The organism is Corynebacterium sp. MSK204 (genome assembly GCF_030229885.1).
Classification (GTDB): domain Bacteria; phylum Actinomycetota; class Actinomycetes; order Mycobacteriales; family Mycobacteriaceae; genus Corynebacterium.
The window spans coordinates 35,855-62,405 of the sequence record NZ_JASPGQ010000001.1 but is presented as its reverse complement, the minus strand read 5'-3'; the positions used below and the strand labels follow the sequence as shown (position 1 = coordinate 62,405).

Sequence of the window (26,551 nt, the reverse complement as noted above, 5' to 3'; positions counted from 1 at the left end):
CTTAAATTAGATCGATCTAAAGTTCAATTATTCAATCTTAGTCCCTAGCCAGGGCCCTGGTCACATTCCCCACCACCTGGGCGCGAGAAACCGAAGCTCCAAAGAACACATGCACAATCATCGTTGCACCCAAGATCTCATGGCGCAGCCACATAAACTCCGGCAAAGCCTCCACCAGATAGCCCAACGCGCCTATCCTCTCCACGGTGCGAATCTCTAAGATTCCACCCACGTTAAACGCCGCCGTCGTGGGCTCACCTGCGATCTCGGGAAGCTCGGTGTACGTCCGCGAATTATAGGACTGGATAAACCTGTCCGGTTCCGCGGCCTCTCTAAGCGTCTTTTGCACGGTGCGGATGACAAACTCCGCCTGATAACCACCAGCATCACCGCGCACAAAATTGGCCCGCACAATGGTCCACCCTAGGGCGGAAATCAACGCAAAAATGCGCTTAAACTCCGCCTTATTGGCGCCGGACCAGGTGACGGTGACCACTTCCTCCTGCCAATCAACCGCAAGCCCTACCCCATACTCATCCTGCGGAACACGCACTATGGGGCGGGTCACTATGCGTGGCTTATTGGCCTCCAAGGCGCGGGCCACGATCAGGGCCTGCGCCTGAGCGGTGCGAGCGGACCAAACCCCAGGGCCCGTCGATAAGGCATCCGCCTTGGATAAGGTGGCAAGCAGCGAAATGGTCAATTGGTCATAATGGCACGCATTTAATAGGGCATCGCGCGCGGCGTCCGAACTCGGATCCATCGTCGCCGCCAATCGCGCCAGGCTCGTATGCTCTGCCACCACGGTTTGCACGCGAGATATATCCGCAAGGTTAAACCGCATGCGCGCGGCTTGCCGCGCCACCAGCTCTGCTCCTACCTGCTCGTGCGGGCGGTCATGGCCCTTGCCCAGATCGTGGTACAACGCAGCCAAGAGGAGGAGATCTGGGCGGGCCACCGAGGTCCGGACCTCGGCGCAGCGCGTCACGGTGGCAACCAAGTGATAGTCCACGGAATGCATGTGGCTGCGTTCCCTGGGCAGTAAACCGCGCACATGACCCCATTCGGGGACCAAGCGCTCCCACAGGCCATAGCGATCCAGCTCCGCAATCACCCGCGGGGTATGAGAAGGCGAAGACAAAATGGCGAAAAAGTCATCGACGGCCGCCCGCGGCCACCGCTCCGGTGGAGCCGGCAGCTCCTGCAACGCCCGCCACGTCGCAGGTAATACGGAATAACCCGTCCGTGCTGCGGCCGCCGCGACTCGGGTCAACAGCCATGGATCCGCACGATTGGGCGTACGGGCCAGGGAGATAACGTCGCCATCGGCCACGACGTCCACGTCGAGGGGACGCCGCACGCGGCTCCTTCCCTGCGACTTACTAGCGCTGCGGCTACCCAAAACGTCGCGGGCCGTGGCCAAGCTACGCTCTACCGCTTCATCGACAGCAGATGCCGCAGTTACCAATGCCGCCGTTAGCTCATAGCGGCTGTTAAAGCCCATTTCGTCAGCGACATCTGCGGCAAAGTCCGGATCCAAAATATCGCGGTGTCGGCGAGCCTTTACGTGCAGCAGGGTCCGTGCATCGAGTAACAGCCGCCGCTCTTCTTCCAGCGCAGGCAGATCGCAAAGGTTTCCCAGGGCTAAAGCGCGCAGGAGCTGAATATCGCGCAATCCCCCTCGCCCGTTTTTCAGATCTGGGTTGGTCATGGTGGCAACGGCGCCAGAACGGTTCCACCGGGCGATGACGATAGCGACGAAGCTATCAAAGCCCCGCTGCAGCTGCCGCCGCCACGCGTGCAGGAGGCGCTGACGGGCGTCATCGACAAGCGGCTTATCGCCAGCGATATAAGTCAGGTCCAATTGCGCGAAACCGGCCGAGGCATCCTGCAGGGCAATCTCCGCGCACTCCTGCGGGGTACGCAGAGCAAAGTCCAACCGATACTTGGCATCCCAGACCGGATACCACAAGTCCTCTACCAGGTTGGCATCTGGCTCATGGTCCTCTGGGAAAATCAAGATGACATCAATATCGGAATAGGGAGTCATCTCCTGGCGGGCTAAAGAGCCGGTTGCTGCTAGCGCCGTGTGCGGCGGCAGGTCCAAACCCTGGACTATGCGCACCGCCGCTGCATAAGCTTCGCTGCGAAGAGCGGATGCTGCCACCATCTGTAATTACAGGGCGGTCTCGCCGCGCTCCCCGGTGCGGATGCGGATGACGTCTTCTACCGGGGTAATCCAAATCTTGCCATCGCCAATCTTACCGGTATAAGCGGCATCCACGATGGCATCAATGAGGTCTTCCACCTGGTCATCAGCGGTCAAAACTTCAAGTTTCACCTTGGGCACAAAGTCCGTCGCGTATTCGGCGCCGCGGTAAACCTCGCTGTGCCCGCTCTGCTGCCCAAAGCCTTGGCTTTCGGTCACTGTAAGGCCGTGTACATCCTGCTGTTTTAACGCCTCCCGGATATCCGGCAGAGTAAACGGCTTAACAATGGCGGTAATTAGTTTCATTTAATCCTCCTAATGAAAAGTATAATTCGGCGGCCAAGCGCGGCGCGGATATGCTGCGTTCCAGTCTAGCCCGGCCCAACTTCCGAATGTGCCCGAATTACGGTGGCGATCTGCAATTACAACTGCATCCACTGCGTTAAACACCGCGGCAGCGCAAAGGAAACGCGGGCCGCACACCCTCCATGGAAAAGGTACGAACCCGCGCTGCACACTAGGGTAGGAAAACCTAGATTTCGTCTTCATCGGCGTAGACGGTCTGAATTTTCTCATTATTGTGTTTGGCGTGCTTGACGTCAGTAACCGCAACGCCATAGATGGAACGCCCCAGGTAGAACGAGCCGACCGAGCCGATAATCCACACGCCAAAGCAGGCAATAAGCCCCTTGATAAGAAGCGCCAAAGAAAAGCCATCTTGACCAAAATCCACGACTAGCTTGGCGAGGATAATAAGCGGAACCGCCAACCCCACGGTCGGGCCCATCAGGTTGGCACGCGTCAGGGCATCCGGTGCGCGCCACAAGGAGACCACGGTTGCCACCACTAGGATGGTGGCCACAATGAGCAGAACCGAAGCAATAATCTCGTATACAGCCATGGCTTATCGCCGCCCTTTCGAAATAATGCGGGCCATAGACAACGTCGGCAAAATACCGGCAGCGATGGCGCCAATCAGGGCAATATCATAGGCCAATGGAGCATTGTTGATCATTGCCCAACCGAGGTACATGCAGATCATGCCGTAAAAGACGATGTCTGACATCACCGCGCGGGTGAGCTCGTCACGGGTGCGCAGCGCCAATAGCACCCCGCACCAGGCTGCCCCGCCCATGATGAACACGCACACCAGTACAACCCAACCGAATGGGGACAATGTTGCAAAATCAATCATCGGTCGGTCTCCTTCCTGCGTTGAATTTTCCGGGCGAGGTGCTTGGGCTTTTCGACGTCCGCCTGGCTCTCCGAAAGCGGAGTGTCCTCCGCCCGCGCGAGGTCCGGCGAGCGCATATAGCGGCCGAGGGTATCCAAGGGGAATTCGTAGAAAGCCTCATCAAGCTCCGTCGTATCCCCTTGCCCAGGAACGCCATAGTCGATGCTCTTAACGCGCGGTGCCAAATGCTCTTCCATATCGGCCAAGTCAGCCACAATCGCCGCAGGATCGGAACCCTGTACCGCTTGTACTAGCACGATGCGGGGCAAGCCCTTGCGCGGTGGTTCGCGCAGTCCCAAAGACAGCGTGCCAGGGGTAGCGGTAATGGAAGAAGTGAACCAGAAAATCTCCCAGGCGCTAGTAACGCGCAGTGGGTACCGAATGATCACCGGGTGGTATTCGTTATCGGGCTTAAATGCTGACATCGCCAGGGTGAACCCAGCAACGAAAATCTCCTTGATGAGCCAGAGTGCATAAGCTACGGCATGCATTTATCGGCCCTCCTGAATGTCATCGATATTAGGTAGTGCGGCTGAATCATCGCCCAAGATGGTGTCAGTATAAGCCGTCGTGTCCAGCAGTTGCTCGGCTGCGGTTTCCACCGCATCAATAACCACGCCGGAGAAAATGAACATGCCCAGCGAGACCAAGATGAGCGCTGCGGAAGGCGCCATCAGCTTCTTGCGGATGATGAGCTCATCTGGAACCTTGTCCGAGGGCAAATCGTGTCCCCAGAAGGCTTCGCGCCAGACGCGCAACATCGCCAAGAATGCTGCGAAGGAGGCGATGATGATGGCGGCAATAGCAATCCAGGCCCAAGCGCCGCCATTGCGGGCGACCTCGAAGACGATCATGAGCTTGCCCCACATGCCGGAGAATGGCGGGAAGCCCACCACGGAGAAGGCACCGGCGGCAAAAATCCAGGCGATGATGGTATCGCGGCGCGCGAGGCCGGATAGCTTGGTCAAGTCACCCGTGCCATAGGTCTCTTCGATAGCACCGGACGCCAGGATCAACGAGCCAACGGTCACCATGTGGTGAATCGTGTACATGATACCGGCGGCCAGGGCGCGGCTTGGGTCTTCCGAGGTAAAGGCCAGCATCACCAAGATGAACGGCATACCGTTGAGCATCTGGTAACCCAGCACACGGCGAATCGTCTTTTCGGTCAGACCACCAAAGGCGCCGATCATCATCGAGATCAGCATGAGGGCGATGATGAGGACGTTCCACCGCTGTTCGAGATCGAAAAGCTGCACGTACAGCCGGTAGAGCATGTAGACGGCGACCTTCGTGTGCAGGCCGGAGAAAAGGCCCATCACTGCGGCCGAGGTGCCTGGATAGGTACGCGGCAGCCAAGACTGCACCGGGAAGACACCGGCCTTGGCGGTAATCGCAATAAGGATAATGCCCGCGGCGACGGTCACCGGGCCGTTGCCGGCGGCGGCTCCCTGCAGGGCAGCCAGGTTAACCGAGCCGGTGACGGAATAGATATAGCCGACACCAACCACCAGCAGCGTGGAGGCAAAAAGGTTAACGAGGACGAACGCGCGTCCTGCCGCCAGGCGCGACCACGTACCAGACATGGTGATAAGGCCGTAGGACGGCAGCAGCATGACCTCAATGAACACGAAGAAGTTAAAGAGATCAGCGGTTAGCAACGCACCGCATACACCGGTGATAAGAATCAGCGTGAGCGATGGATAGTAACGAGACTTAGTTTCCCCGCCCACAATGGCGAACCAGTTTGCGCCAAAGGCCACGATCATCGTGGTGATGATCATCAGCGCAGAGAACGCATCCGCAGCGAGCGGAATACCCACGTTGCCTACGTAGAGGCCCACGGTATGCGCCACTACCCCATTGTTCATGGTGTAGATCAACAGTCCCAGGCCGGCGAAGACACCGACTCCGGGGATGATGAGCATGATCGCATCGCGGACGGCGCGCCACGGCGCCAGCAAGGCAAGAGCCGCAGCAATGAGCGGAATGCCCGGGAAAAGCGGAAGAAGTTGGGCTACAACATCAGCCATTATTTTTCATCCTCCTTCTTCCTATTTACCCCGCGTTCAGCCACAGGGGTGTCGTGGTCTACCCGGCCAATGCGATCGAGCTCATTCGCGGATTCTTCCAAGATCGCACGGTTCTGGGCATCGCGGCCCAATGTAGAAAATGCGTGATCGATAGTGTTGTCATCGACGGGTTCTACAACATCGGTGTCATCGTTTTTGCCCATCGCAGCCATGGTCAACAGGATGGTCGAGGTTGCCATGGAGATAACAACTGCCGTCAGAACGAAAGCCTGCGGTAGCGGATCGGCCATCTGGTCATGGGGTACCTCTGAGGGAAAGGCTTCACCTCGGTAGGAGTACACGCCAGTGGCCAACAAGGTCAGGTTGGCACCGTGGCCGAATGCCATCATGCCCAACACAATGCGGACCAAGCCGCGTTGCTGAATGAGGTAGACGGCGCCACCGATGAGGATGGCGATAGTTAACGCGAGAATCATTACTTCTCCCCTCCTCGGTTGGCGTTAGAACGGCGACGTTGCTTTGTCTTTGTCCTTGCCTCTTTGGGGCTCAGCAAAGCGAGCGGATCCGTCGACGGGTTGATTGGGTCTGGATACGGATCGTCCGCATCCTCAACGGCAATGCGCGGCGTGGCCGGCAGGGCCGAGTCATCGTCATGAATCCACGGCAGGTAGTCCCGCTCGGTACCAGGCCTGAGGTAGCCGCCCAAGGCGTTGATGGCCATCGTGAGCATGCCCAACACGGCCAGGTAAATACCGAGGTCGAAGATGAGGGACGTCGTCCAGTGCTGGCCAAAGGCTTCGCCGTGCAGGGCGGTGAGGAAACCACCATTGCCAAAGCCGTCGTGCCAGAAACCAATAAAGCCTGCCAATAGCGCCGTAATGATGCCAATGCCGGTGAGGTGCACTGGGGTCATCCGGCCGAAGACGATTTCATCGGAACCGCGGGACAGGTAGGTCAGGCCAATAGCCGCACCCATGATGAGCGCCGCGGGGAATCCGCCGCCGGAGGCATTGTGCCCGCGGAAGAAGACGATGACGGACATAATGATGAGCAAAGGAATGACAATATTGATTCCCTTGCGCAGCGGCACGGAGTTCAGCTGCGACTGACCGAATGGCGCCGGGCGCGTACCCGAGCTGAACGGGAAGCGCGGCAGCGTCGTAGTAATGGCTGCGATAACGACGGCGGCCATCCCCAGCACGGACAGCTCGCCCAAGGTATCGAGTGCACGGAATTCCACGATGATGGTGGCCACGACGTTATCGCCACCCGTGATATCCGGTGCCTTGTCGAGGTACCACAGCGCCAAATCCGAGCGTTCGTGGCGGCCCATCAGGCCCCACACGCCGAGGAAGGCCGCAATACCGGCCAAGACGGCAATGACGATGGAGCCTACCCTGCGGGATTTATCAGTAACCGGCTGGAAAGTCTCCGGCAGATAACGCAGCACCATCATCATGACGACCACAGAGAGTGCTTCCACCATGAACTGGGTAAGTGCCACGTCCGGTGCACCCAAGAGGAACATCTGCAAGGTAACTCCCGTACCTGCAATGCCGATCATGACGGCGCCGGTAAGGCGGTTCTTGGTGCGAACCAACCCAAATACGGACAAAGCAATGATGCCCAAAGGCAGCAGGTCCCACGGGTTGTCGAGGCCATCGACGCGCGGTTGCAACGGTACGCCGTCGACACCCTCACCAAACAAGGTAGTACCCGCGAGGACGATAACCACGATGACGATCGGCAGGATATGACGGGAAGGGTTGTGGGAATCGGACATCTTGCCCAATACCTGGCCGAGCTTGGCGCAGCCATCTTGCAGGCTTTGTAGGAGCTCGTTGCCGCTGCGCGGCATGAAGTTCCGGCCTTCGAAGGCCGGCCACATCTTCTTGCGGGCAAAGAGACCGGTGATGCCGGCCACCAGCACGAGGATCGAGATGATAAATGGCACGTTGATTCCATGCCATACCGCAAGGTGCGAATGCGTTTCCATGCCCACGGCGCCAACGGCATGCTCCAAAGGCTCATCGAAAATACCCAGGACGAAGACGAGCGGCAGGGACATAAAGCCTGGCAATGCCGCGGGAAGCCACAGGGCAACTGGGGCTTCGTGGACATCGTCCATAGAGCGCGGTCCATCGAAGAATGCGCCGAAGACGATCTTCGCAGAGTAGGTGAAGGTAAAGAAGGCACCGATACCTGCCACGATGAGCAGGATTGCTTGACCTGCGCCGCCGATCGGGGCGTCCTCGAAGGCGGTAAGCATGCCTTCCTTGGATACAAAGCCCAGTAGTGGAGGTACCGCAGCCATGGATGCGGCGCCGATGACTACAGAACCAAACGTCCACGGCATCTTATTCCACAGCGGGCCAAGGCGGCGGATATCGCGCGACCCTGCTTCATGGTCAATGACGCCGATGAGCATGAACAGCGAGGACTTAAAGAGCGCGTGTGCCAAGGTGTGCACCAGTGCTGCCCCAATAGCAAACGGGGTGCCCACACCGATGGTGGCGACAATCCAACCCAGGTGAGACACGGTGGAATAAGCGGTCAGCTTCTTCAGGTCCGTCTTTTGCACCGCGAATACCGCGGACATAACCGCCGTGCCCATACCGACGACGATGAGCACCCAGTTCCATACCGCGACATCGTAGAAGACCGTGGAGAAGCGAATAAGCAAGTAGATACCCGCCTTAACCACGGCCGCGGCGTGCAGGAACGCCGAGACTGGCGTAGCGGCGGCCATGGCTTCTGGCAGCCAGAAGTGGAATGGGAATTGAGCGGACTTGGTAAAGGCAGAAGCCGCGATAAGCACGGCAACGCTTGCAGTCACGCCTGGACGTTCATCCCATACCGAGGATGCAAGGATCTCAGAGATGGTGGTCGAACCGGTGGTCACCGCGGCGATGCCCAATGCCGTCAATAGCGTCAGGCCACCGATGAACGTCAGGATTAAGGTGCGCTGCGAACCTGCCTCTCCCCCAGAGCCAGAGCGCGCAATGAGCATGAAGGAAGCCAAGGAGACAAGCTCCCAAGCGAGGAATAGGACAACAACGTCATTGGCCAGAACCAGCAACAAGATAGACAGCGTGAATGCCGTCATCAATGTATAAAAGCTCGTATTTCCCTCATTTTTCGGGAGATACGCTGCCGAGTACGTCAACACGACAGCGCCAATAACGAGAGCCAACATGGCGAAGAAGATGCTCAATGCATCTCCGCGCAGAGCGAAACTTACGTCAACCCCCGGTGCAATAAAATCGCGTACCCAGGTGGCTTGGAAACTGAGTTCCTCCCCCGCTGCAATGGCAGAAAAATCCTTAGCAATGAGCACCGCTGCGATGAGAAAGAGGACGGCTAATGGATAGCCCGCCTGTCGGTCCATGACCTTTACGGTCACCGGTGCCAAGATCACTGCCAATGCCGCAAGGAGGACAGCAAAAAGTAGCGTCACGAAATACTTGCCTCACGAACCTTGGTCTTGGATTGGTGCGAATTTCGCACAAATCACTAAATACAGCCATACCAGATTACCATTGCTCACCAGCCCAATCCAGATCACAGTAATCCACGGCTCCCCATGCTCGCGGGGCATACGTGCACGGCACATAGACGAGCGAAAACTCCCCAGCGTCCGCGGCTCTCTCGCTTTTGTAAGCAGCCGGGGTACTGAGGAGTTATCTAAAACGATTGAGAGAGAAGACCCTATTTCTCACCTAACAAGGCATCGACGAATCCTTCGACTTCAAATGGCGCAAGGTCATCGGCGCCCTCGCCCAAGCCCACAAGCTTGACTGGAACGCCCAGCTCCTCTTGCACCTGGAAGACGATGCCGCCCTTAGCCGTGCCGTCCAGCTTGGTAAGCACCACGCCGGAGATGTCCACTACCTCGCGGAAAATGCGGGCCTGTGCCAGGCCGTTTTGGCCCACCGTGGCATCGAGGACCAAGAGAACCTCATCAACCTCGGTCTTCTTTTCTACAACGCGCTTGACTTTGCCCAGCTGATCCATCAGGTCGGTCGAGGTGTGCAGGCGGCCGGCCGTATCAACCAAGACGACATCGACCTGCTGCTCCACACCGGTGGCCACGGCGTCAAAAGCCACGGAGGCGGGATCTGCGCCTTCCTTGCCGCGCACGGTTTCGGCGCCCACGCGGCGTCCCCACGTTTCTAGCTGATCAGCTGCTGCGGCACGGAAGGTATCTGCCGCACCCAGCAGGACGCTGTGATCCATCGATACGAGGACGCGGGCGAGCTTACCGGTGGTGGTGGTCTTACCGGTGCCGTTAACGCCTACGACCATGACGATGGCTGGCTTGCCATCATTAGGCATCGCGCGAATGGAGCGATCCATTTCTGGGTGGCAGGCCTCGATGAGGCATTCACGCAGCATCGCACGCGCTTCTTCTTCGCTCGACACGCCACGCTCTGCGATCTTGTCACGCAAAGAATCGGTGACCTTCATCGTGGACTTGGTGCCGAGATCCGCCATGATGAGGGTATCTTCGATTTCCTCCCAGGCGTCTTCATCCAGATCACCGGCGGAAAGAATTCCCATCAGGCCTTGGCCGATGGCGTTCTGAGAACGAGAGAGGCGGCCGCGCAGACGGCCGAGGCGGCCTCCCGCCGGAGCGATGTCCTCGGTGGGTTGGGCCGCCGCAGCAGGTTCGCCATCTGGTACCGGGGTTTGTTCCTTCGCTGCTTCCGCGGCATCCGTTTGTGCATCGGCTGCAGCTGCGGCTTCTTCGGCTTCCTCGTGGTTATCGACGCGTTCTTCGATGTGGTCTGCGTCTTTATCATCTACTACCGCGTCAAAGACCGGCGATTCGTCCTCTACCTCGGCGGCCTCGACGGATACAACGTCTTCTGGGTCTTTTTCTTCATGGTCCAGCGCGCCGCGGTCGTCCGCACTTTCTGCCGCAGGTTTCTCGGCGGCGGCTGGGGCGGATTGCTCGCTGCCGTTCGCTTCTTTACCTTCTGCTTCCTTCTCACCAGAAGCAGGCATAGAAGCCTGCGCGGAATCCGGCTTACCAGAGTGATCCTCTGCTTGGCCTGCAGCTTCCTTTTCCGCTTCGTTATCTGCGGCGGATTCTTGTCGGTCACCAGAGGCTGCAGCAGCGGCACCGACTCCCCCAGTGGCGGCTGCAGCGGCAGCGGCCGTGCCGGCAGTGCCCTTACCCTCAGACTTATCCGCGACAGGCTTGGACTCGGACTCGGCCTTAGCTTCATCGCCAGCGCCGTCGTCTTTTCTTATGCCCTTATCCTGCTTGGCTACGCCGCCCTCGTCTGCAGGTTGCTCAGGTTCTGCGGGCTTCTTTGACTGCTCGTCAGATGCAGGTTCTTGGCGCTGCGGTTCTTCCTGCTTGGCCGCTTTATCGGGGGCAGCGTCCTTGTCCTTAGCCGGTTCAAGCCGCTTAGCCGCCGGTGGCTCTTCACCGTTGAGCTGGGCATTCGCGATATCGGTGGCGCTGGGCTCCGACTGCTCCGAAGATTCCGGCTGCTGCGGCTGCTTAGCCTGCTGCGGTTGGGTCTGCCGTGGCTTCTCCTGCGCTACCTTTTCGGGGTCTTTTGAGCCCGCTGGGGCAAAGTTGAAGCCGGACTTCGCCTGGTAATTGCCGGACTTTTGCTCTTGGGTTAGCTGTTTGGGCTCTTCTTCCTTGGGTTTTTCGAAAGAAACCTTCTTGGATTCACCGCGCTTTTTGCCGATTGCAATGAAGACGACAATCAGCACAATGACAACGATTGCTATGCCGATCCATAACCATAAAGAATTCATGCCTCTATAGTGCCAGCCTTTCGGGCTTGCGGCACATAGGGGCGGCGAAATCTTCTATTCCGTTGATTGCGGTGCATCAACTCCAAGCCGCGTCGCATCCCGGCTTGCTTGCTCGGCTCCCGGCGCGAGACCGGCTGGATTCATGCGCTGGGAAATGACCCGGGTGATGCCATCGCCGCGCATGGTCACGCCATAGAGGACATTGGCCACATCCATGGTCGGCTTCTGGTGCGTGATGACAATGAGCTGGGAATCTTTCCGCAGTTCCTCGAATAGGGCGATGAGCCGACGCAGGTTGACATCATCAAGCGCTGCCTCGACCTCATCCATGACGTAGAACGGGCTGGGGCGCGCGCGGAAGATCGCCACGAGCATGGCCAGCGCGGTAAGGGATTTCTCGCCGCCAGAAAGCAGCGATAGGCGCTTGACCTTCTTGCCTGGCGGGCGGGCTTCGACCTCGATGCCGGTGGTGAGCATGTCTTCTGGCTCGGTAAGGATCAACCGGCCCTCCCCACCCGGGAAGAGGGTATTGAATACCTTGGGAAATTCCGCTTCCACATCGCGCCAGGCATCGGTAAAGAGCTGCAGGATTTGCTTATCCACGTCCGAAATCACCCCGGCGAGATCCTGGCGGGCTTGGATGACATCGTCTAGCTGCGTAGAAAGGTAGCTGTATCGCTCCTCTAGCGCCTTATATTCCTCCAAGGCCAAGGGGTTGACCTTACCCAAGGAGTTCAAATCCTTTTCCGCCTGCTGCAGCCGCGACTTTTCCGCGCTGCGGTCAAAGTCTTCGCCCGGGGTGAAATCGCGCAGCAGGTCAGCGATGGCGATACCCAGCTGTTCGCCAATCTTTTTCTCCGCTTCATCTAGGCGCACCTGCGCCTGCGAGCGCGCCAGCTCTGCTTCGTGCGCCCGCGCCGTTAGCCGGTCGCTATTTTGGCGTGCGGCCGATACCGCCTGCTTGGCCTGCTGCAATTGGGAATTTAAGGAGTTGCGCTCGTGGACAAACTCATCGCGCTCAGAGGTGGCGCGGCTTAAAAGCTGGTTCGCCCGCGCGGCCAAATCCTGTGCATGCCGTGCCACTGCCGATGCCAATCGCCCCTGCGCCTTGCGGCGGGCCATCGCCTGTTCATGGCGGGCCTTTGCTTGGCGCTCGTGTTGAGCCTGGCGCCGCAAATTATCGGCCTTGCCGGCAACTTGACCCACGCGCTCTTGCGCCGAGCGGGCCGCGACTTGGGCCTCCATTTCCATGGATTTTACCTCTTCCAGCGCGGCCGAGGCGGCATCCCTATCGGCGGACGAGGGCTCGTCTGGTTGATCGTCGGCATCGACGCGGGCGAGCCTATCGCGGGCATCGGCAAGCTCCTGGTTGGCTTTCTGCAACCGGATCTCGATCTCGGTGGCGCGCTGCGCGGACTTTTCCAGCTCCGCCTTATTTGCCTCGTACTGCTTCTCCAGGCGGTGATGATCGCGCTTCCAGGCATCAACCTCGGTATCGTGCTCCCGCAATGCTGCCTTGGCGGATGCGGCCGTCACGCGGGCATCCTCGGCGGCAATCTTTGCCCCCTTCAAGGTGCCAGAAAGCTCGTGCAGGGCTTGATTTGCCTGCTCTAACTCCTCTTCAGCCTCCGCGATGCGGGCGGTGACCTCCACGGTGGACGAGGAACCGGTGCCGACCTCGACCCACCCTTCGCCGATGACAACCCCGGACGCGGTCACGGCGCGCAGGCGCGGATCATCGGCCACGAGGCGCCGGCCGTGGGCAATATCGGGGACGAGGGCGACATCGGCAAGCAGCCGGTGCAACGCCACCGAAACCTCAGGTTGCACCGTGACGTGATCCAGCAACCAGGAAGCTTGCGGCGGCAGATCGGCATCGACGCGCCACGAACTCGCGGGCGCTGAAGCCGCCGCATCTAGCAGCGCCGAGCGCGGGCCCTTCTCCAGATCCGCAATCAAGCCCTCGGTCAACTGCCCCGCCTGCGCCTCTGCGAAGGTGCCCAACGCGGCCGCAACCGCCGATTCATAGGTGGTGGAAATATACGCGGCCAATGGCTGGAATTCTTCGCCCACCTCGACCGACTCGGGGATGGTCTGGGACAGCGTATCGATGCGGGACCGCAACGTATAGACACTGCGCTCGCGCTCGCGCTGGGCATCGCGGAGCTGATCCAAGCGCTTATCGGCAGCACCGGACTCGCTGGCAGCCCGCGTATGCGCCTCCTCCAAAGGCTGGCGCTCCGCGGCATAATTATCCAACTTCTGCGCTACCTCAGCGGCTTCTGCCTGCGCATTCTGGGTGCGGCGCTGCAGCGAAGCCACGGCCTCTTCCTGCCGCGCCAGCTCTTCTTCCGCGCTGGCTACCTGCCCCGCCGCCTTTTCTTCGGCGGCAAAAAGGCGCACAACTCCCTCGCGGCGGTCCGCAATGGCGCGCACCTGTGCCATATGTTCGTGCTCGGCGGCCTCGAATGCTTGCCGACGCTCCGCCACTTCCTCCCGAATGCTTTCTAACCGCTCCGCAGCTTCTTCTGCCGCTACCACGAGCTCCTCGTGTTCCTCGTCCGCGCGCGTCGCCTTGGCCTCAAGATCATCCGGATCCTGGCCGGCATAGGCGACCTGGGACCCGGCATTATCCGCCCGCTCCTCTGCGATGCGCTGGGTCGCCGCAATGCGCTCGGACAAGGTCGAGAGATCAAACCACAGTTTTTGGGCCGCTTCCGCTTGCGGATTGACCTCCTCCAGCTGGGTTTCCAGCTCCATTTGGTGCTCGGTCGCTTCTTCGAGCTGCGCCGTGGTCTCTTCCACCTGGGTAGATAAGACCGTCGCGGTCTGCTCGGCAGCGGAAAGCTTCTGCCGCAGGCCGACGATGCGGTCTCCGGCCAGGCGCAGGCGCGCATCGCGCACATCAGCCTGCACCGTGGCCGCGCGCTGGGCAGCTTCTGCCTGCCGCGCCAAGGGCTTGAGTTGTTTTCCCAGCTCATCAGTCAAATCCTGCAGGCGGTCCAAATTGGCCTGCATGCCCGTGAGTTTGCGCTGGGCTTTTTCTTTGCGGCGGCGGTGTTTGAGGACACCTGCGGCTTCCTCGATATAGGAGCGGCGATCCTCGGGGCGCGATTCTAGAATTTCAGAAAGCTTGCCCTGCCCCACGATGATGTGCATCTCTCGGCCAATGCCGGAATCAGAAAGCAGCTCCTGGATATCCATCAACCGGGCCTTTGCCCCATTGATTTCGTATTCGCTCGCGCCGTCGCGGAACATGCGGCGGGTAACAGATACCTCGGAGTACTCGATGGGCAGCGCACCATCGGCATTATCGATGGTGAGCGTGACCTCGGCTCGGCCCAGTTGCTTGCGGTCGCCTGCCCCGGCGAAGATGACGTCTTGCATCTTGCCGCCGCGCAGGGTCTTTGCGCTAGCCTCTCCCATGACCCAGGCAAGGGCATCGACCACGTTGGATTTGCCGGAACCGTTCGGGCCGACAACAGCGCAGATGCCCGGCTCAAATTTGAGAGACGTCGCCGACGCGAATGACTTAAAGCCTTTGAGCGTCAGCGATTTCAGGTGCATTTGGGATAGTGTAGCAAGCCTTTAAGACACGAGTTGCAGCAAGCATTGGGTTGGCTATTAGCGCTCGACAAAGCCGCTTTCGCCCTTCGCAGCAGCCCACTGCTCGACCACTAAATCGACGCTGCCGGGGCGGCGGGTGGTGCTCGGTTGCTCCTGCAATAGTTCCAAGAGCTTCTCGCAGTCTGTGCGCGGGCCCTCAGCAACAACCTGCACGCGGCCGTCTGCCAGGTTGGTCGCATGCCCAGAAAGGCCTAATTCCAGTGCGCGCGACCGCGTCCACCAGCGAAAGCCCACTCCTTGCACGTTGCCGTGCACAAAAGCCGTCATTCTTTCCATGTCACTGCACCATCCTCATTAGTAGCGATCGGCCTCGCCGCGATCGCGCAAGATTTTACGGTCCGCAGCGCTGCGGCGGGTCACTGGGTCAGAACCGTCCCAGCACTCCACGCCGGGCACACCCGGAAGCATATCGCGGTGGAAGACCGGATCGACTCCCTTACTGCGCTGCTCGTTGAAGTTCTTCAGCAATTGAATGGCCACGCCGGATAACGGAACAATGGCGATGATATTCAGGATCACCATCGTCGCCGCACCGGTATCCGCCAGGGCGAAGACCAATGGCAGGGACCCGACGGCACCGAACCAGACAAAGAACAGCACCACGAGGCGGAAGGTATTGAGCACCGTCTTATTGGTGGTGAGGTATTCCAGGTTGGCTTCTGCCAAATAGTAATTGCCCAAGATGGAAGAAAAAGCCAGGAAGAACAGGATGAAGCTGACGAAGTGAATGCCCCAGTGGCCAACCTCGGCGGACAAGGCCGCCTGGGTAAGGGAAACGCCCTCGGCCTCTTCACCGTAGGCAACTTCCGGGCCAAGCAGGATCAGGAAGGCGGTAATGGTACAGACCACGATGGTGTCGAAGTACACGCCCAAGGTCTGCACCAGGCCCTGCTTTACCGGGTGGGAGACGGTGGCGGTCGCCGCCGCGTTAGGAGCAGAACCTTCGCCGGCCTCATTGGAAAACAGGCCACGCTGGATGCCCTTCATCATAGCGGTGCTGATGCCCGCACCGGCGATTTCCTTAAAGCCAAGCGCGTGGCCGATGATATCGCCCAGCATGCCCGGGACCTTGTCAAAGTTCGTAATGACCACGAAGCCACCTATGAGCAGGTACGCCAGGGCCATAAACGGAACGACTACCTGGGTGATATTGGCAATGCGCTTCACGCCGCCAAAAATGATGAGGCCCGCGGCAATCGCGATGATGATGCCAATGATGGAGCCAAAGGTGGCATCGTCTTCGCGGCCGAAGGAAAAGGCCACGGCCTCTACAATGGCGTTGGTCTGGAAGGAGTTATAGACCAAGCCAAAGGTAAAGACGATAGCAATAGAGAAAAGAACGCCGAGCGGGCCCCAGCCCAGGCCACGCTTCATGTAGTAGGCCGGCCCGCCGCGGTACGTATCGCCATTGCGGACCTTCCACAGCTGCGCCAGGGTGGATTCCACGAAGGCGGTCGCACCACCAAGGAGGGCGATGATCCACATCCAGAAGACGGCGCCAGGTCCGCCTACGGAGATGGCCACCGCGACGCCGGCAACGTTGCCGGTGCCCACGCGCGATGCTGCGGAGATGGTAAATGCCTTAAATGCGGAGATTCCCCCGCTTCCTGCGCCCTCATCCTCATCATCGCTGTTGGGTCGCTCGACCACGGCGCGCAGCATATCGGGTACTTTGCGAATCTGCACCACCGCGGTACGAGCGCCAAATAACAGGCCTGCACCGATAAGCAGCCAGGGCAGGATGTATGTCCACACGCCATCGTTAAATGTCGTGACGACATTTTCGAGAAATTCCATGCGAATTAATTTACTGCCTGAAGGTGCACAACGTGAACCTCACGGGTGCGAGATTATTGGCAGTGGGGGCAATAATGGCTCGAGCGTCCCCCGATAACACACCGCTCAATGGGCGTGCCGCAGCGGGAACATGGCTGGCCAGCGCGGCCATAAGCTGCAAGCGAGCGCGCGAAATAGCCGGATTCACCATTGACGTTAACGTACAAAGAATCAAAGCTCGTTCCCCCCGCTTTGAGGGCGGCAGACATCACGGTCTGCGCCGCGCTTAATAGCGCCACGGCGTCTTTTTGCCGCAGCGCAGAAGCTTTCTTGCGCGGTGAAATGCGTGCTGCCCACAGCGCTTCATCTGCGTAGATATTGCCAATGCCAGATACCAGCGATTGATCCAATAGCGCCGTTTTTGCCGCGGTTTTCTTCTGCCGCAGGCGGCGCGCAGCGCTAGCGATATCAAAATCGGGTTCCAGGGGATCCAAGCCGATATGGGAGATCTTGGACCACGGCGCATATAGCCAGTATCCAAAGGTGCGCTGGTCCACAAAGTGCAGGTCGGTGCCATCGCTGAGCCCTACCGTGATGCGGCGGTGCGGCGAATCGGTAGGGCCGATGCGCAACTGACCCGACATGCCTAAGTGAATAAAAAGCACGTCGCGGTGGCTATCCATCGGATCCTCCCCCACGAATTCCAGCCACATGAATTTGCCGCGGCGGGCGACCGCTGCGATTTCCTTACCCACTACAAGGCCCGCTAGCGGTTCATCTTGGCCGCGGTTCGCCCGCGGATGCGCAATGTCTACCGCCGTAATCTCTTGGCCCACGACATAGCTTTCCACCCCGCGGCGCACCGATTCCACTTCGGGCAATTCTGGCATTAGTTAGCCTTCTTTATGGGCGGTTCCTTGCACCAGCAACGGGGTTTCGCGCAGGGTTTGGCACGCCTCTTGCGCGGCCTGCTGCTCCGCTAATTTCTTATTGTGGCCCTGCCCATGGCCCACGGTCAGCCCGGCAACGGTCGCGACCGCGCTGAAGGTTTGATCGTGTTCTGGGCCGGTAGCGGTAGCCGAATAGACCGGCATGGGCGCCTTCAACTCGGCACACAGCTCTTGCAAGGTGGTCTTCCAGTCCAAATGGCGGCCGCTGACGGAGGCATTATCAATCTTTTCCGCGAAGAGGCGCAGGATCACATCGCGGGCGGTTTCAAAGCCGTGCTCGCGGTAAATGGCGCCGAAAATCGCCTCGGTGGTATCCGCAAGGATGGAATCCTTATCGCGCCCACCGGTGGACTGTTCGCCCTTGCCCAGCAGGATATGCGGGCCCAGGTTGATTTCACGCGCGATATCGGAAAGCCCATAGCGCGAGACAATGGACGCACGCATCTTCGAGATATCGGATTCGGGGCGCGATGGATACGTCACGTACAGCTTCGCGGCCACCGACAGACCCAAGACGGCATCGCCCAAGAACTCGAGGCGCTCATTATTAGGCAAGTGCCCGTTTTCATTAGCAAAAGAACGGTGCGTCAGCGCCAAGCGCAGGTTTTCCGGTTCAAGGGCAACACCGAGCGATTCCAAGAGCGGGGTGTGATCGACCGCCGCAAAGGTGGCCTCCCACGCTTCTTGCCCGGTTAGCTTCTTCGTGCGGCTCATAGGAATTTCTCCAGACCTGCCCAGCGCGGGTCTATCTTCTCCTCTTCCTCTTCTTCCCCGGAGATTCCGGTGGTCACACCCTCGGGGGTCTGGATATCGCAGCCGTCTTCGCAGACGGGGGCGAAGGGAAGATTCAGGCCTGCTTCATCGATAACCGCCTGGAGTAGATCCAGTTCATCGTCCTGGATTTCGGGGATTTCATCGCCCGAACCGGCATCGTCGGATTCGGCTTCGTCGCCGCTGACAAAGGACTCATCGGCGGCGAAGACCTGGGTCACGTGCAGGTCTAGCTGCGGGTGGAGCTCTTTTAAGCAGCGCGCACATTCGCCCGTGAGGACACCGGAGATATCCGCATCAACCAGCACTCCTGAGCCCAACGGGGTCAGGGTCGCGGCAACGGTGAGATCTTCGCCCTTGGGGATGGCGATCATTTCCACGCCGATCCTTTCCGGTGCAGGGCCCGTCTGGGTGCGTTGTTCCGGCATTGCGTCAGCGCCTTGGGCGTTTAATAATTCGCCCACATCGAACTTCAATGGAGATGTCATAACAGTTGGTAGTCTACCCTGCCTCGCAAACTCCGCGTAGTTGCTGGCACGACCGCATTTTCTGGCAAGAAACTGAAGGTTTGGGCATAAAGCGCTATGGCTTGCCGGTTTTCCCTTTCCTGCAGGCCGCGGCGGCCTTAGCCTAAAGACATGACTTACAACTTGGCCGCGGCCTCAGGAGATTTGAGCGCTATCGCTCCAAGATTCGGAGTGTTGTGCTGCCTTCCCGCCACCTTCTTGGTCATCTCTGGGGCAGTCCTCCATCGCCTGCCCAAGGCTGACCACTCTGGCATCTACGGCGACAAGGGCCTGCGCCTTTCCTCCGCCCTCATCCTCAGCATGTGCGCCGGGCTTATCGCCGGCGCGATTTTGGTCATCCCCTCCGGCCTCGACCTCACGGTGCTTACCGGCGCCCTTGTATTTTCTGCCAGCGCCGCCGCCATCACGTGGCTCTCGCGCGAAGCCCTTGCCTGCGCGTTGCTTAGCGTCGGCGCCATGTTCCTTACCGCGGGCGCGGTCATTAGTCTTAGCGCGATGTTCTTCCCCCAAGACTTTATGAACGGTTCGGTGACCTCACTCTCGTCCTACTTCACCACGGCCTTGGTCACCTTCCTCTTCCCCGGCCTGGTCAGCGCGGGAATCGTGGCCTTCGTGGCGGTCCAGAGCCAGCGCCCTCATTCCGCGAATTATGCTGATGCCGCCGCGCTTGCCGATGCCCCCTCATCGTCCCCCACCCCGCGCTACTCCAACTCGCGCAGCTCGGTCTAGCCTCCCACAGGCACAATAAGTCCTGCTACACGGTGCCGCGATTTTCTTTTCGCGAATAACCCCGTGCAGCAGGACTTTTTTAAGCGTCGTGCCTTGTAAATTAAGCGTTTAGCGCTCGGTATAACGGCGATCGTAGCCGTCGTCTGCGCCATAGCGCGGAGCACCAGCACCGCCGGCACCACCGGTAGCACCACCGCGGGAAGACCCAGCGTTAGGGGACGGCAGGTAGTCGCCGCCGCGAGAGCGCACGCCAGCCCCACCGCGCAGGGCGGAACGATCGGAGTTTACGGTGCGCAGCAGTCCGCTAAGAGAGCTTTCAAATTCGCTGAGCTTGCTATCTACAAAGTCATCGCATTCCGTGCGCAGCCGGTTAGATTCGGTGTATGCGGTTTCCACGATCCGGTTGGCTTCTTCATTGGCGCGGCGGACGACTTCAGACTCGGAGACCAACCGCTCTTGTTCCTGGCGGCCTTCCGCCACCGAGCGTTCATATTCCTCGTTGGCCTGAGCAATGGTGCGGTCTGCATCTGCCCGGGCTTGCTCCACGGTGTTTTGAGCGCGCGCCTCAGCATCGGCCACCAGCCGCTGGGCATGTTCTTCTGCCTGCGCGACCGTGGTATCGGCCTCTTGGCGCGCCTGATTCACCATGTCGGTGGCCTCCGCAGACGCCTCATTAATGGTGTTATCCGCGCGCTCTTCGGCGCCGCGGATAATCTCGTCTTGCTTGTCTAAAACGTCCTGCGCATCGTCGATTTCTACAGGTAGCGCGTTGCGTAGGTCATCGAGAAGCGCCAGCATCTCATGGCGGGGGACCAAGCAATTGGAGGTCATGGGAAAGCCAGAAGCCTGCTCCAAATGCTGAACTAATTCATCAAGGGATTCAAAGACACGGTACATGCTGGGAATTCTACAACGCAGGACCTCCATTGTGTGGAGGGCGCGCCTTGGGTTCTCAGGCCGGGGCAAGGAAGGCTAAAGCTCTCCGAGTTCGATTCGCTTCCCGTGTTCGTTTAACCTATTTTCCCTCCACATACCCGCGGCACTGGCGCACACGGCCGCCGTATCCTCGCAGCAATGCAGAAACTCCCCACCTCTCCGCGAGTACGGAGAAATGGGGAGCCGTGGTTTATGGGAGTTTAGATAACACCCTGTGCCAGCATGGCGTCAGCCACCTTCTTGAAGCCGGCGATATTGGAGCCAGCCACGTAATCGCCTTCACGGTCGTATTCCTTGGCCGTGTTGTCGATGTTCTTGAAGATGTTGCTCATGATGCCACGCAGGCGGTCATCGGTGTACTCGAAGGACCAAGAGTCGCGGGAAGCGTTCTGCTGCATCTCCAGTGCGGAGGTTGCCACACCACCGGCGTTGGCAGCCTTGCCGGGGGCGAAGTTGATCTTGGAGTCCTGGAAGACGTGTACCGCATCCGGGGTAGACGGCATGTTAGCTCCCTCTGCAACGTAGCGCACGCCGCCCTCGACGAGCTTCTTAGCGGATTCGCCATCGAGCTCGTTCTGGGTTGCACACGGCAGTGCAACGTCAGCCTGCACATCCCAGATGTTGCCACCCTCGTGGAACTCCACGCCGTTGCCAGCTTCCTTGGCGTAGGTGGAGATGCGCTCGCGGCGAACTTCCTTGACATCGCGAAGCAGGTCAACGTCTACGCCATTCGGGGTGGTGATGTAGCCGGAGGAGTCAGACATTGCGACGACGGTAGCGCCCAATTCCTGTGCCTTTGCGGCGGCGTAGATGGCAACGTTACCGGAGCCGGACACGATGACCTTGGCGCCATCGAAGGACTCGCCGTGGGTCTTCATCATTTCTTCGGTGATGTAGACGGCACCGAAACCGGTCGCCTCGGTACGTACCAAGGAACCGCCCCAGGTCAGGCCCTTACCGGTCAGGACGCCGGACTCGTGCTGGGTGGTCAGGCGGCGGAACTGACCGAAGAGGAAGCCGATTTCGCGGCCGCCGACGCCGATATCGCCGGCAGGAACGTCGCGGTACTCACCGATGTGGCGGTGCAGCTCGGTCATAAAGGACTGGCAGAAGCGCATAACTTCCTGCTCAGACTTGCCCTTCGGGTCAAAGTCGGAACCACCCTTGCCGCCACCGATGGGCAGGCCGGTCAGGGAGTTCTTAAAGATCTGCTCGAAGCCCAAGAACTTAATGATGCCCAGGTTTACCGAGGGGTGGAAACGCAGACCGCCCTTGTACGGGCCGAGCGCGGAGTTGAACTGCACACGGAAACCGCGGTTGACCTGCACCTCGCCGTTGTCATCAACCCATGGGACGCGGAAGATGAGCTGGCGCTCCGGCTCACACAGGCGCTCAACCAGACCGTAGTCTGCGTAGTGCGGATCCTTATCCAGGACGATCTTGAGCGAATCCAGCACCTCGGACACCGCCTGGTGGAATTCCGGTTCACCGGCGTTGCGCTTGAGTAGCTTGTCGTAGTACTCAGAAATCTGGCTATCAACAGACATAGTGTATAAATCCCATTCTCGTGGAGTTTGACTAGCAGGAACTAGTTTCCTATCAATCTACCGATAATGCAAGTACAATTATTCCCCACTCCCCCACTTACCCGCATTCACCTGCGACAATAAAGATAAATATTTTCTGTAGAACGTTCGGATTCCTAGTAAAAGCCGCCGCGCGGGTCGCGGGCTTTATAATCGCGGGCATGCATATTGTTGTCGCGCCTGACTCTTTTAAAGGTACCGCTTCTGCCACGGAAGCCGCAGCCGGAATCGCCAACGGAATCCGCCAGCACTACCCCAACGCCACCGTCACCACCTTACCCATGGCCGATGGCGGCGAAGGCACCGCCCAGGTGCTGGCCCAGGCCGCCGCGGCGGGCGGGCAAGAAACTCAAACCATTACCCTGCCCACGACGGATGCGGTGGGGCGCTTGACCGAGGCGCAGTATTTCCTTGCTGGGCACACGGCATTCATCGACGTCGCCGCCGCCACCGGGCTGCCCGCGGTCCGCGACGCCCTCGATCCCCTCCACGCGGATTCTTATGGCACGGGCGTGCTGCTTGCCGATGCCCAATCCCGCGGCGCCACCTCCATCGTGCTCGGCCTTGGCGGCACGGCAAGCATCGACGGCGGCATGGGCATCCTTGCAGCACTCGGCGCCGCCGCCCACGACAAACGCGGCTATGCCCTACCCAAGGGCGGTGCCCCGCTGGTGCAGCTCGATTCCATCGATACCGCGCAATTAAATATCAAAGCGGGCATGGTTGATTTCACGCTCTTGGCTGATACCCGGGCTATGGCCATGCAGGCTGCCACCATGTACGGACCCCAAAAGGGCGCGGAAGGCGAACAAGTAGCCCTTCTCGCCGGGGCACTCCTCCAAATGTGCAAGGTCACCGGCACAGATCCGGAAACGGAATTTACCGGTGCGGCGGGCGGCATTCCCATCGGGCTTACCTGGCTTTCTCGCACCCTGTGGGGCAGCGATGAGCACGCCCGCGTCGTTTCTGGCGGGGCCCACGTAGCGAAGGCACTCGGCGTTGCGGAAGCCATTTCTCAGGCTGACCTCGTCATCACCGGCGAAGGCGCCTTTGATGAGCAATCCTTAACCGGCAAGGTCGTCGGCACCGTTGCGGACTTGGCGGCGGAAGCTTCTACCCCCGTCGGCATTATTGCCGGGGCCATCAACCAGGACACCGAGCACTTCACCGCGGAGCTAGACCAAGAAGGTGGAATGCCGGAGCAGCTGGCTAGGGCCGCCAGGGACATCGTCAAGCAGCTGGGCTAAGGGCGAATCTCGACCGTCCACGGAAAGATGGCGGGGCGCTCATGCGCTAATTCATCTTCTAATAGCACGTGATCCTTGGGCAATACGGCGTGCGGCGTGAGCAAACGCGACAACACCATAGCCAGCTGGTTCACGGATCCGGTCGCCCCCTCCACCGCGATGTTATAGCGGTGTGCGTGTGCGCCTTCCAAATCGCGCTCTTCATGTTCATCGCGGTAATTTTGCTGCAGCTGTTCCTCCAGCCCCTCAGGGAATCGGGGATCTGCTGGGCGAGTAACCTCGGCGGAGGTAAGCGATCCGCCCGCTACCAGCTTATCGGTGGCAGTGGTAAAAATTTCCTCCACGCGGTCCGCTTGCTCATCTGGAACCAATACATCGAATTGAATAGTCGGCATATAGCTGACCCTACCCTAACCAAAGGGATGAAAACTATGTCTTATTCCACAAACATCGCTTCCGTGGTCCACTCTGCGGATACTGACCTGGCGTGGCAGCGGGATTTTTACGAAGATCTGCACCGCCACCCCGAGCTCTCCCACGAGGAAGAACGCACCGCGGCGCGCATCCGCGCAAAGTTAGCGGAGTTTGATTGCGAGGTAGAAGAAAACATCGGCGGGCACGGCATGGTCGCCATTTTCCGCAATGGCGATGGCCCCACCGCGCTGATGCGCGCCGATTTCGATGCCCTGCCGGTCAAGGAAGCCACCGGCGTGGAGTACTCCTCTACGAATGACTACATGCACGCCTGCGGGCACGACATGCACACCACGGCTCTACTCGGAGCCTGTGCGCTTCTCGATGCCTCCCGCGACACTTGGTCCGGCACCTTCCTCGCCCTGTTCCAGCCGGCGGAGGAATCATCCATGGGCGCGAAGTACATGATCGCCGATAACCTCACCGAGCGCATCCCCCGCCCCGATATTTGCCTAGGCCAACACATCATGCCCGGCCGCGCCGGCACCGTACGCCATACCGCCGGTCCCATCATGGCCGGGTGCGATTCCCTACGCATCCGCATCTTTGGCAAATCCGCCCACGCCTCCATGCCGCATAATTCCATCGACCCGACCTATACCGCGGCGATGATCGTCACCCGGCTCCAAGCCATCGTCGGCCGCGAGGTAGCCCCGCACGAGTTCTTCGTCATCTCCGTAGGCGAGCTACATTCCGGCGATAAAAACAACATCATCCCGGAATCCGCCGAGCTCGTGCTCAATACCCGCTTCTATGATCCAGCTTTGGCGGAGAAGGTCTATGCCTCCCTCGAGCGCATGGTGAAAGCCGAATGCGTGGCCTCCGGCTGCGAAAAAGACCCCACCTTCGAGTACTACGCGCACGGCGAGGTCACCGATAATGACGCCGCCGCCTACTCGCCCATCGACGAGGCTTTTACGGCCACCTTCGGGGAAGAATCCGTTACCGCCTCGCCCTCGACCGCTTCTGAAGACTTTTGTTACCTCCCGCAGGCATGGGGCGTGCCCTACGTCTTTTGGCACGTAGGGTGCACCCCGGAATCCGAGTTGGCAGATCCCCCAGTCAACCACCAGGCCAACTTCCTGCCGGATTACGAGCCCACGGTCAAGGCCTCTACCCAGGCCGCCCATGCGGCGGTGCTGGCGTATCTGGGCGCATAAAAAATCCGCCGCGTCCACTCTCTCACTGGAGTGTGGGGGCGCGGCGGCTTTTTCAGTGCGCTAGTCCTTGATGGTTTCTCCCAAAATGTGGCACTGAATCATGTTGGTATTGCCGGAGATTCCCGGAGGGGTACCTGCAACGACGACGACCAAGTCATTCTCGTCGTACTCGTCCAAGTCCAGCAGGTACTTATCGATGGCCTCCATCATCTCATCCGTGGACTTGACATCGGGGCTCAAGAAGGTCTCCGCACCCCAGGTCAGCGCCAGCTGGGAGCGCACATCTTCGTGCGGGGTGAATACCAGCAGTGGTAGGTCAGAGTGCAGGCGAGCAACGCGCTTTGCGGTATCGCCGGAAGAGGTAAAGGCAACAATGGCCTTGGCGTTCAGGCGCTCTGCAATATCGCGGGCGGAATAGGACATCACGCCGCGCTTGGTACGCGGGACGTGCGCCAGCGGCGGGACCTGGCCATCGGTCTCGGAGCGCTTGACGATGCGCGACATCGTCCGCACCACGTTGTGCGGATCCGCGCCCACAGAGGTCTCGCCGGACAGCATTACCGCATCGGCGCCGTCGAGCACGGCGTTGGCCACGTCAGAAGCCTCCGCACGGGTCGGGCGGGAGTTCTCGATCATGGAATCCAGCATCTGGGTGGCCACGATGACCGGCTTTGCGTTCTCGCGGGAAATCTGGATAGCGCGCTTCTGGAATAGCGGCACCTCTTCCAGCGGAACCTCAACGCCCAAGTCACCGCGGGCAATCATCACTGCGTCGAAGGCCAAGATGATGGACTCGAGGGCATCGACGGCCTCGGGCTTTTCCAGCTTGGCAATGACCGGCACGCGGCGGCCTTCCTCGTCCATGATCTCGTGGACCTTGTCGACATCGGCAGGCGAACGCACGAAGGACAGCGCGATGTAGTCCACACCGAGCTGCAGGGCAAAGCGCAGGTCCTTGATGTCCTTCTCAGACAGTGCCGGCACCGAAATGCTCATGCCGGGCAGGGACACGCCCTTGTTATTGGATACGGGGCCGCCCTCGGTAACCTCGCACACCACGTCATTGCCGTCTACTTCCTTGCAGACCACCGCGACCTTGCCGTCATCGATAAGCAAGCGATCGCCCGGCTTGGCGTCTTCTGCCAAGCCCTTGTAGGTGGTGGATACGCGGTCGTGGGTGCCTTCTACGTCGTCTACGGTGATGCGGACGATTTCACCGTTATCCCACTGCTCTTCGCCGTTCTTAAAGCGGCCGAGGCGAATCTTGGGGCCCTGGAGATCGGCCAGGATACCTACGTTCCGGCCGGTCTTTTCGGTGGCTTCGCGGACCCACTTGTAATTGGCCTCGTGGTCCGCATGCTCGCCGTGCGACATGTTAAGACGCGCGACGTTCATGCCGTCTTCTACAAGACGCAAAATTCCGTCCCCGCTAGCTACCGCGGGGCCGAGAGTACAGACAATTTTGGTTCTTCTATCCAGCATTATTGGCCTATTCCATCGGGGAAATTGAACAA

22 protein-coding genes are annotated in these 26,551 nt (G+C 59.6%); 3 read left to right on the top strand and 19 right to left on the bottom strand.

All coding sequences use genetic code 11. The features are described 5' to 3' along the window. Positions 1–37: 37 nt before the first annotated feature. The 15 genes from QP908_RS00305 to QP908_RS00235 all read right to left on the bottom strand — a co-directional run bounded on the left by QP908_RS00305 (position 38) and on the right by QP908_RS00235 (position 18,866). A complete protein-coding gene (locus QP908_RS00305; RefSeq protein ID WP_284771433.1) occupies positions 38–2,170 on the bottom strand; it encodes a [protein-PII] uridylyltransferase in 2,133 nt (710 codons plus the stop codon). A 6-nt stretch (positions 2,171–2,176) separates the two neighbouring features. Beyond that, on the bottom strand, positions 2,177–2,515 hold the full coding sequence (locus tag QP908_RS00300) for a P-II family nitrogen regulator (RefSeq protein ID WP_005278617.1): 339 nt from the start codon (positions 2,513–2,515) through the stop codon (positions 2,177–2,179). 226 nt (positions 2,516–2,741) lie between these two features. Next, on the bottom strand, positions 2,742–3,110 hold the full coding sequence (locus tag QP908_RS00295; protein ID WP_284771432.1) for a Na+/H+ antiporter subunit G: 369 nt from the start codon (positions 3,108–3,110) through the stop codon (positions 2,742–2,744). 3 nt (positions 3,111–3,113) lie between these two features. Further along, a complete protein-coding gene (locus QP908_RS00290; RefSeq protein WP_284771431.1) occupies positions 3,114–3,404 on the bottom strand; it encodes a cation:proton antiporter in 291 nt (96 codons plus the stop codon). Further along, a complete protein-coding gene (locus QP908_RS00285; RefSeq protein WP_005278609.1) occupies positions 3,401–3,934 on the bottom strand; it encodes a monovalent cation/H+ antiporter subunit E in 534 nt (177 codons plus the stop codon). The genes QP908_RS00290 and QP908_RS00285 overlap by 4 nt, the downstream gene beginning before the upstream one ends. Beyond that, complete coding sequence (locus tag QP908_RS00280) at positions 3,935–5,476, bottom strand: monovalent cation/H+ antiporter subunit D family protein (RefSeq protein ID WP_284771430.1); 1,542 nt, start codon at positions 5,474–5,476, stop codon at positions 3,935–3,937. Continuing rightward, on the bottom strand, positions 5,476–5,952 hold the full coding sequence (locus tag QP908_RS00275; protein WP_005278605.1) for a sodium:proton antiporter: 477 nt from the start codon (positions 5,950–5,952) through the stop codon (positions 5,476–5,478). The genes QP908_RS00280 and QP908_RS00275 overlap by 1 nt, the downstream gene beginning before the upstream one ends. Next, positions 5,952–8,933 carry a DUF4040 family protein gene (locus tag QP908_RS00270; RefSeq protein ID WP_284771429.1) on the bottom strand — a complete coding sequence of 994 codons (2,982 nt, stop codon included), beginning with the start codon at positions 8,931–8,933 and terminating at the stop codon, positions 5,952–5,954. Before QP908_RS00270 ends, QP908_RS00275 begins: the two co-directional genes overlap by 1 nt. 251 nt (positions 8,934–9,184) lie before the next feature. Continuing rightward, positions 9,185–11,254: a signal recognition particle-docking protein FtsY gene (ftsY, locus tag QP908_RS00265; protein WP_284771428.1), complete on the bottom strand. Its 2,070-nt coding sequence runs from the start codon at positions 11,252–11,254 to the stop codon at positions 9,185–9,187. A 54-nt stretch (positions 11,255–11,308) separates the two neighbouring features. Then, a complete protein-coding gene (smc, locus tag QP908_RS00260; protein ID WP_284771427.1) occupies positions 11,309–14,821 on the bottom strand; it encodes a chromosome segregation protein SMC in 3,513 nt (1,170 codons plus the stop codon). Between the two features lie 57 nt (positions 14,822–14,878). Continuing rightward, positions 14,879–15,157, bottom strand: a complete 279-nt coding sequence (locus QP908_RS00255; RefSeq protein ID WP_239269455.1) for an acylphosphatase — start codon at positions 15,155–15,157, stop codon at positions 14,879–14,881. Positions 15,158–15,175: 18 nt separating this feature from the next. Next, positions 15,176–16,678: an alanine/glycine:cation symporter family protein gene (locus QP908_RS00250; protein ID WP_239269454.1), complete on the bottom strand. Its 1,503-nt coding sequence runs from the start codon at positions 16,676–16,678 to the stop codon at positions 15,176–15,178. Between the two features lie 53 nt (positions 16,679–16,731). Then, the gene (gene mutM / locus QP908_RS00245) at positions 16,732–17,547 is read right to left on the bottom strand and encodes a bifunctional DNA-formamidopyrimidine glycosylase/DNA-(apurinic or apyrimidinic site) lyase (protein ID WP_284771426.1); all 816 of its coding nucleotides are present in this window, start codon (positions 17,545–17,547) and stop codon (positions 16,732–16,734) included. Between the two features lie 3 nt (positions 17,548–17,550). Then, positions 17,551–18,321: a ribonuclease III gene (gene rnc / locus QP908_RS00240; protein WP_284771425.1), complete on the bottom strand. Its 771-nt coding sequence runs from the start codon at positions 18,319–18,321 to the stop codon at positions 17,551–17,553. After that, positions 18,318–18,866, bottom strand: coding sequence for a YceD family protein (locus QP908_RS00235; RefSeq protein WP_284771424.1), 549 nt, complete (start codon positions 18,864–18,866; stop codon positions 18,318–18,320). The genes rnc and QP908_RS00235 overlap by 4 nt, the downstream gene beginning before the upstream one ends. A gap of 150 nt (positions 18,867–19,016) precedes the next feature. Between QP908_RS00235 and QP908_RS00230 the strand changes: the two genes are divergently transcribed. Further along, a complete protein-coding gene (locus QP908_RS00230) occupies positions 19,017–19,634 on the top strand; it encodes a hypothetical protein (RefSeq protein ID WP_284771423.1) in 618 nt (205 codons plus the stop codon). 108 nt (positions 19,635–19,742) lie between these two features. Here QP908_RS00230 and QP908_RS00225 read toward each other — a convergent pair whose 3' ends face one another. Both QP908_RS00225 and gdhA read right to left on the bottom strand, forming a co-directional pair. Next, entirely contained in the window at positions 19,743–20,531 is a 789-nt protein-coding gene (locus tag QP908_RS00225) for an SPFH domain-containing protein (protein ID WP_284771422.1), read from the bottom strand. A gap of 239 nt (positions 20,532–20,770) precedes the next feature. Next, positions 20,771–22,117 carry an NADP-specific glutamate dehydrogenase gene (gene gdhA / locus QP908_RS00220; RefSeq protein WP_023022958.1) on the bottom strand — a complete coding sequence of 449 codons (1,347 nt, stop codon included), beginning with the start codon at positions 22,115–22,117 and terminating at the stop codon, positions 20,771–20,773. 200 nt (positions 22,118–22,317) lie between these two features. On the opposite strand from gdhA, the gene QP908_RS00215 reads away from it, so the two are divergent. Continuing rightward, a complete protein-coding gene (locus tag QP908_RS00215; RefSeq protein WP_284771421.1) occupies positions 22,318–23,403 on the top strand; it encodes a glycerate kinase in 1,086 nt (361 codons plus the stop codon). On the opposite strand, the gene QP908_RS00210 is transcribed toward QP908_RS00215, so the two are convergent. Further along, positions 23,400–23,798 (bottom strand): hypothetical protein, encoded by a 399-nt coding sequence (locus QP908_RS00210; RefSeq protein WP_023022961.1) that lies wholly within the window; start codon positions 23,796–23,798, stop codon positions 23,400–23,402. The two genes, QP908_RS00215 and QP908_RS00210, sit on opposite strands and share 4 nt — an antisense overlap. Before the next feature lie 36 nt (positions 23,799–23,834). On the opposite strand from QP908_RS00210, the gene QP908_RS00205 reads away from it, so the two are divergent. Further along, entirely contained in the window at positions 23,835–25,037 is a 1,203-nt protein-coding gene (locus QP908_RS00205; RefSeq protein ID WP_284771420.1) for an amidohydrolase, read from the top strand. 60 nt (positions 25,038–25,097) lie between these two features. Here QP908_RS00205 and pyk read toward each other — a convergent pair whose 3' ends face one another. Continuing rightward, positions 25,098–26,516: a pyruvate kinase gene (pyk, locus tag QP908_RS00200; RefSeq protein ID WP_284771496.1), complete on the bottom strand. Its 1,419-nt coding sequence runs from the start codon at positions 26,514–26,516 to the stop codon at positions 25,098–25,100. Positions 26,517–26,551: the final 35 nt, after the last annotated feature.

Coding starts and splice junctions, on each gene's coding strand:
- QP908_RS00305 (WP_284771433.1), bottom strand. CDS start 2,170: ATGGTGGCAGCATCCGCTCTTCGCAGCGAAGCTTATGCAGCGGCGGTG.
- QP908_RS00300 (WP_005278617.1), bottom strand. CDS start 2,515: ATGAAACTAATTACCGCCATTGTTAAGCCGTTTACTCTGCCGGATATC.
- QP908_RS00295 (WP_284771432.1), bottom strand. CDS start 3,110: ATGGCTGTATACGAGATTATTGCTTCGGTTCTGCTCATTGTGGCCACC.
- QP908_RS00290 (WP_284771431.1), bottom strand. CDS start 3,404: ATGATTGATTTTGCAACATTGTCCCCATTCGGTTGGGTTGTACTGGTG.
- QP908_RS00285 (WP_005278609.1), bottom strand. CDS start 3,934: ATGCATGCCGTAGCTTATGCACTCTGGCTCATCAAGGAGATTTTCGTT.
- QP908_RS00280 (WP_284771430.1), bottom strand. CDS start 5,476: ATGGCTGATGTTGTAGCCCAACTTCTTCCGCTTTTCCCGGGCATTCCG.
- QP908_RS00275 (WP_005278605.1), bottom strand. CDS start 5,952: ATGATTCTCGCGTTAACTATCGCCATCCTCATCGGTGGCGCCGTCTAC.
- ftsY (WP_284771428.1), bottom strand. CDS start 11,254: ATGAATTCTTTATGGTTATGGATCGGCATAGCAATCGTTGTCATTGTG.
- smc (WP_284771427.1), bottom strand. CDS start 14,821: ATGCACCTGAAATCGCTGACGCTCAAAGGCTTTAAGTCATTCGCGTCG.
- QP908_RS00255 (WP_239269455.1), bottom strand. CDS start 15,157: ATGGAAAGAATGACGGCTTTTGTGCACGGCAACGTGCAAGGAGTGGGC.
- QP908_RS00250 (WP_239269454.1), bottom strand. CDS start 16,678: ATGGAATTTCTCGAAAATGTCGTCACGACATTTAACGATGGCGTGTGG.
- mutM (WP_284771426.1), bottom strand. CDS start 17,547: ATGCCAGAATTGCCCGAAGTGGAATCGGTGCGCCGCGGGGTGGAAAGC.
- rnc (WP_284771425.1), bottom strand. CDS start 18,321: ATGAGCCGCACGAAGAAGCTAACCGGGCAAGAAGCGTGGGAGGCCACC.
- QP908_RS00235 (WP_284771424.1), bottom strand. CDS start 18,866: ATGACATCTCCATTGAAGTTCGATGTGGGCGAATTATTAAACGCCCAA.
- QP908_RS00230 (WP_284771423.1), top strand. CDS start 19,017: ATGACTTACAACTTGGCCGCGGCCTCAGGAGATTTGAGCGCTATCGCT.
- QP908_RS00225 (WP_284771422.1), bottom strand. CDS start 20,531: ATGTACCGTGTCTTTGAATCCCTTGATGAATTAGTTCAGCATTTGGAG.
- gdhA (WP_023022958.1), bottom strand. CDS start 22,117: ATGTCTGTTGATAGCCAGATTTCTGAGTACTACGACAAGCTACTCAAG.
- QP908_RS00215 (WP_284771421.1), top strand. CDS start 22,318: ATGCATATTGTTGTCGCGCCTGACTCTTTTAAAGGTACCGCTTCTGCC.
- QP908_RS00210 (WP_023022961.1), bottom strand. CDS start 23,798: ATGCCGACTATTCAATTCGATGTATTGGTTCCAGATGAGCAAGCGGAC.
- QP908_RS00205 (WP_284771420.1), top strand. CDS start 23,835: ATGTCTTATTCCACAAACATCGCTTCCGTGGTCCACTCTGCGGATACT.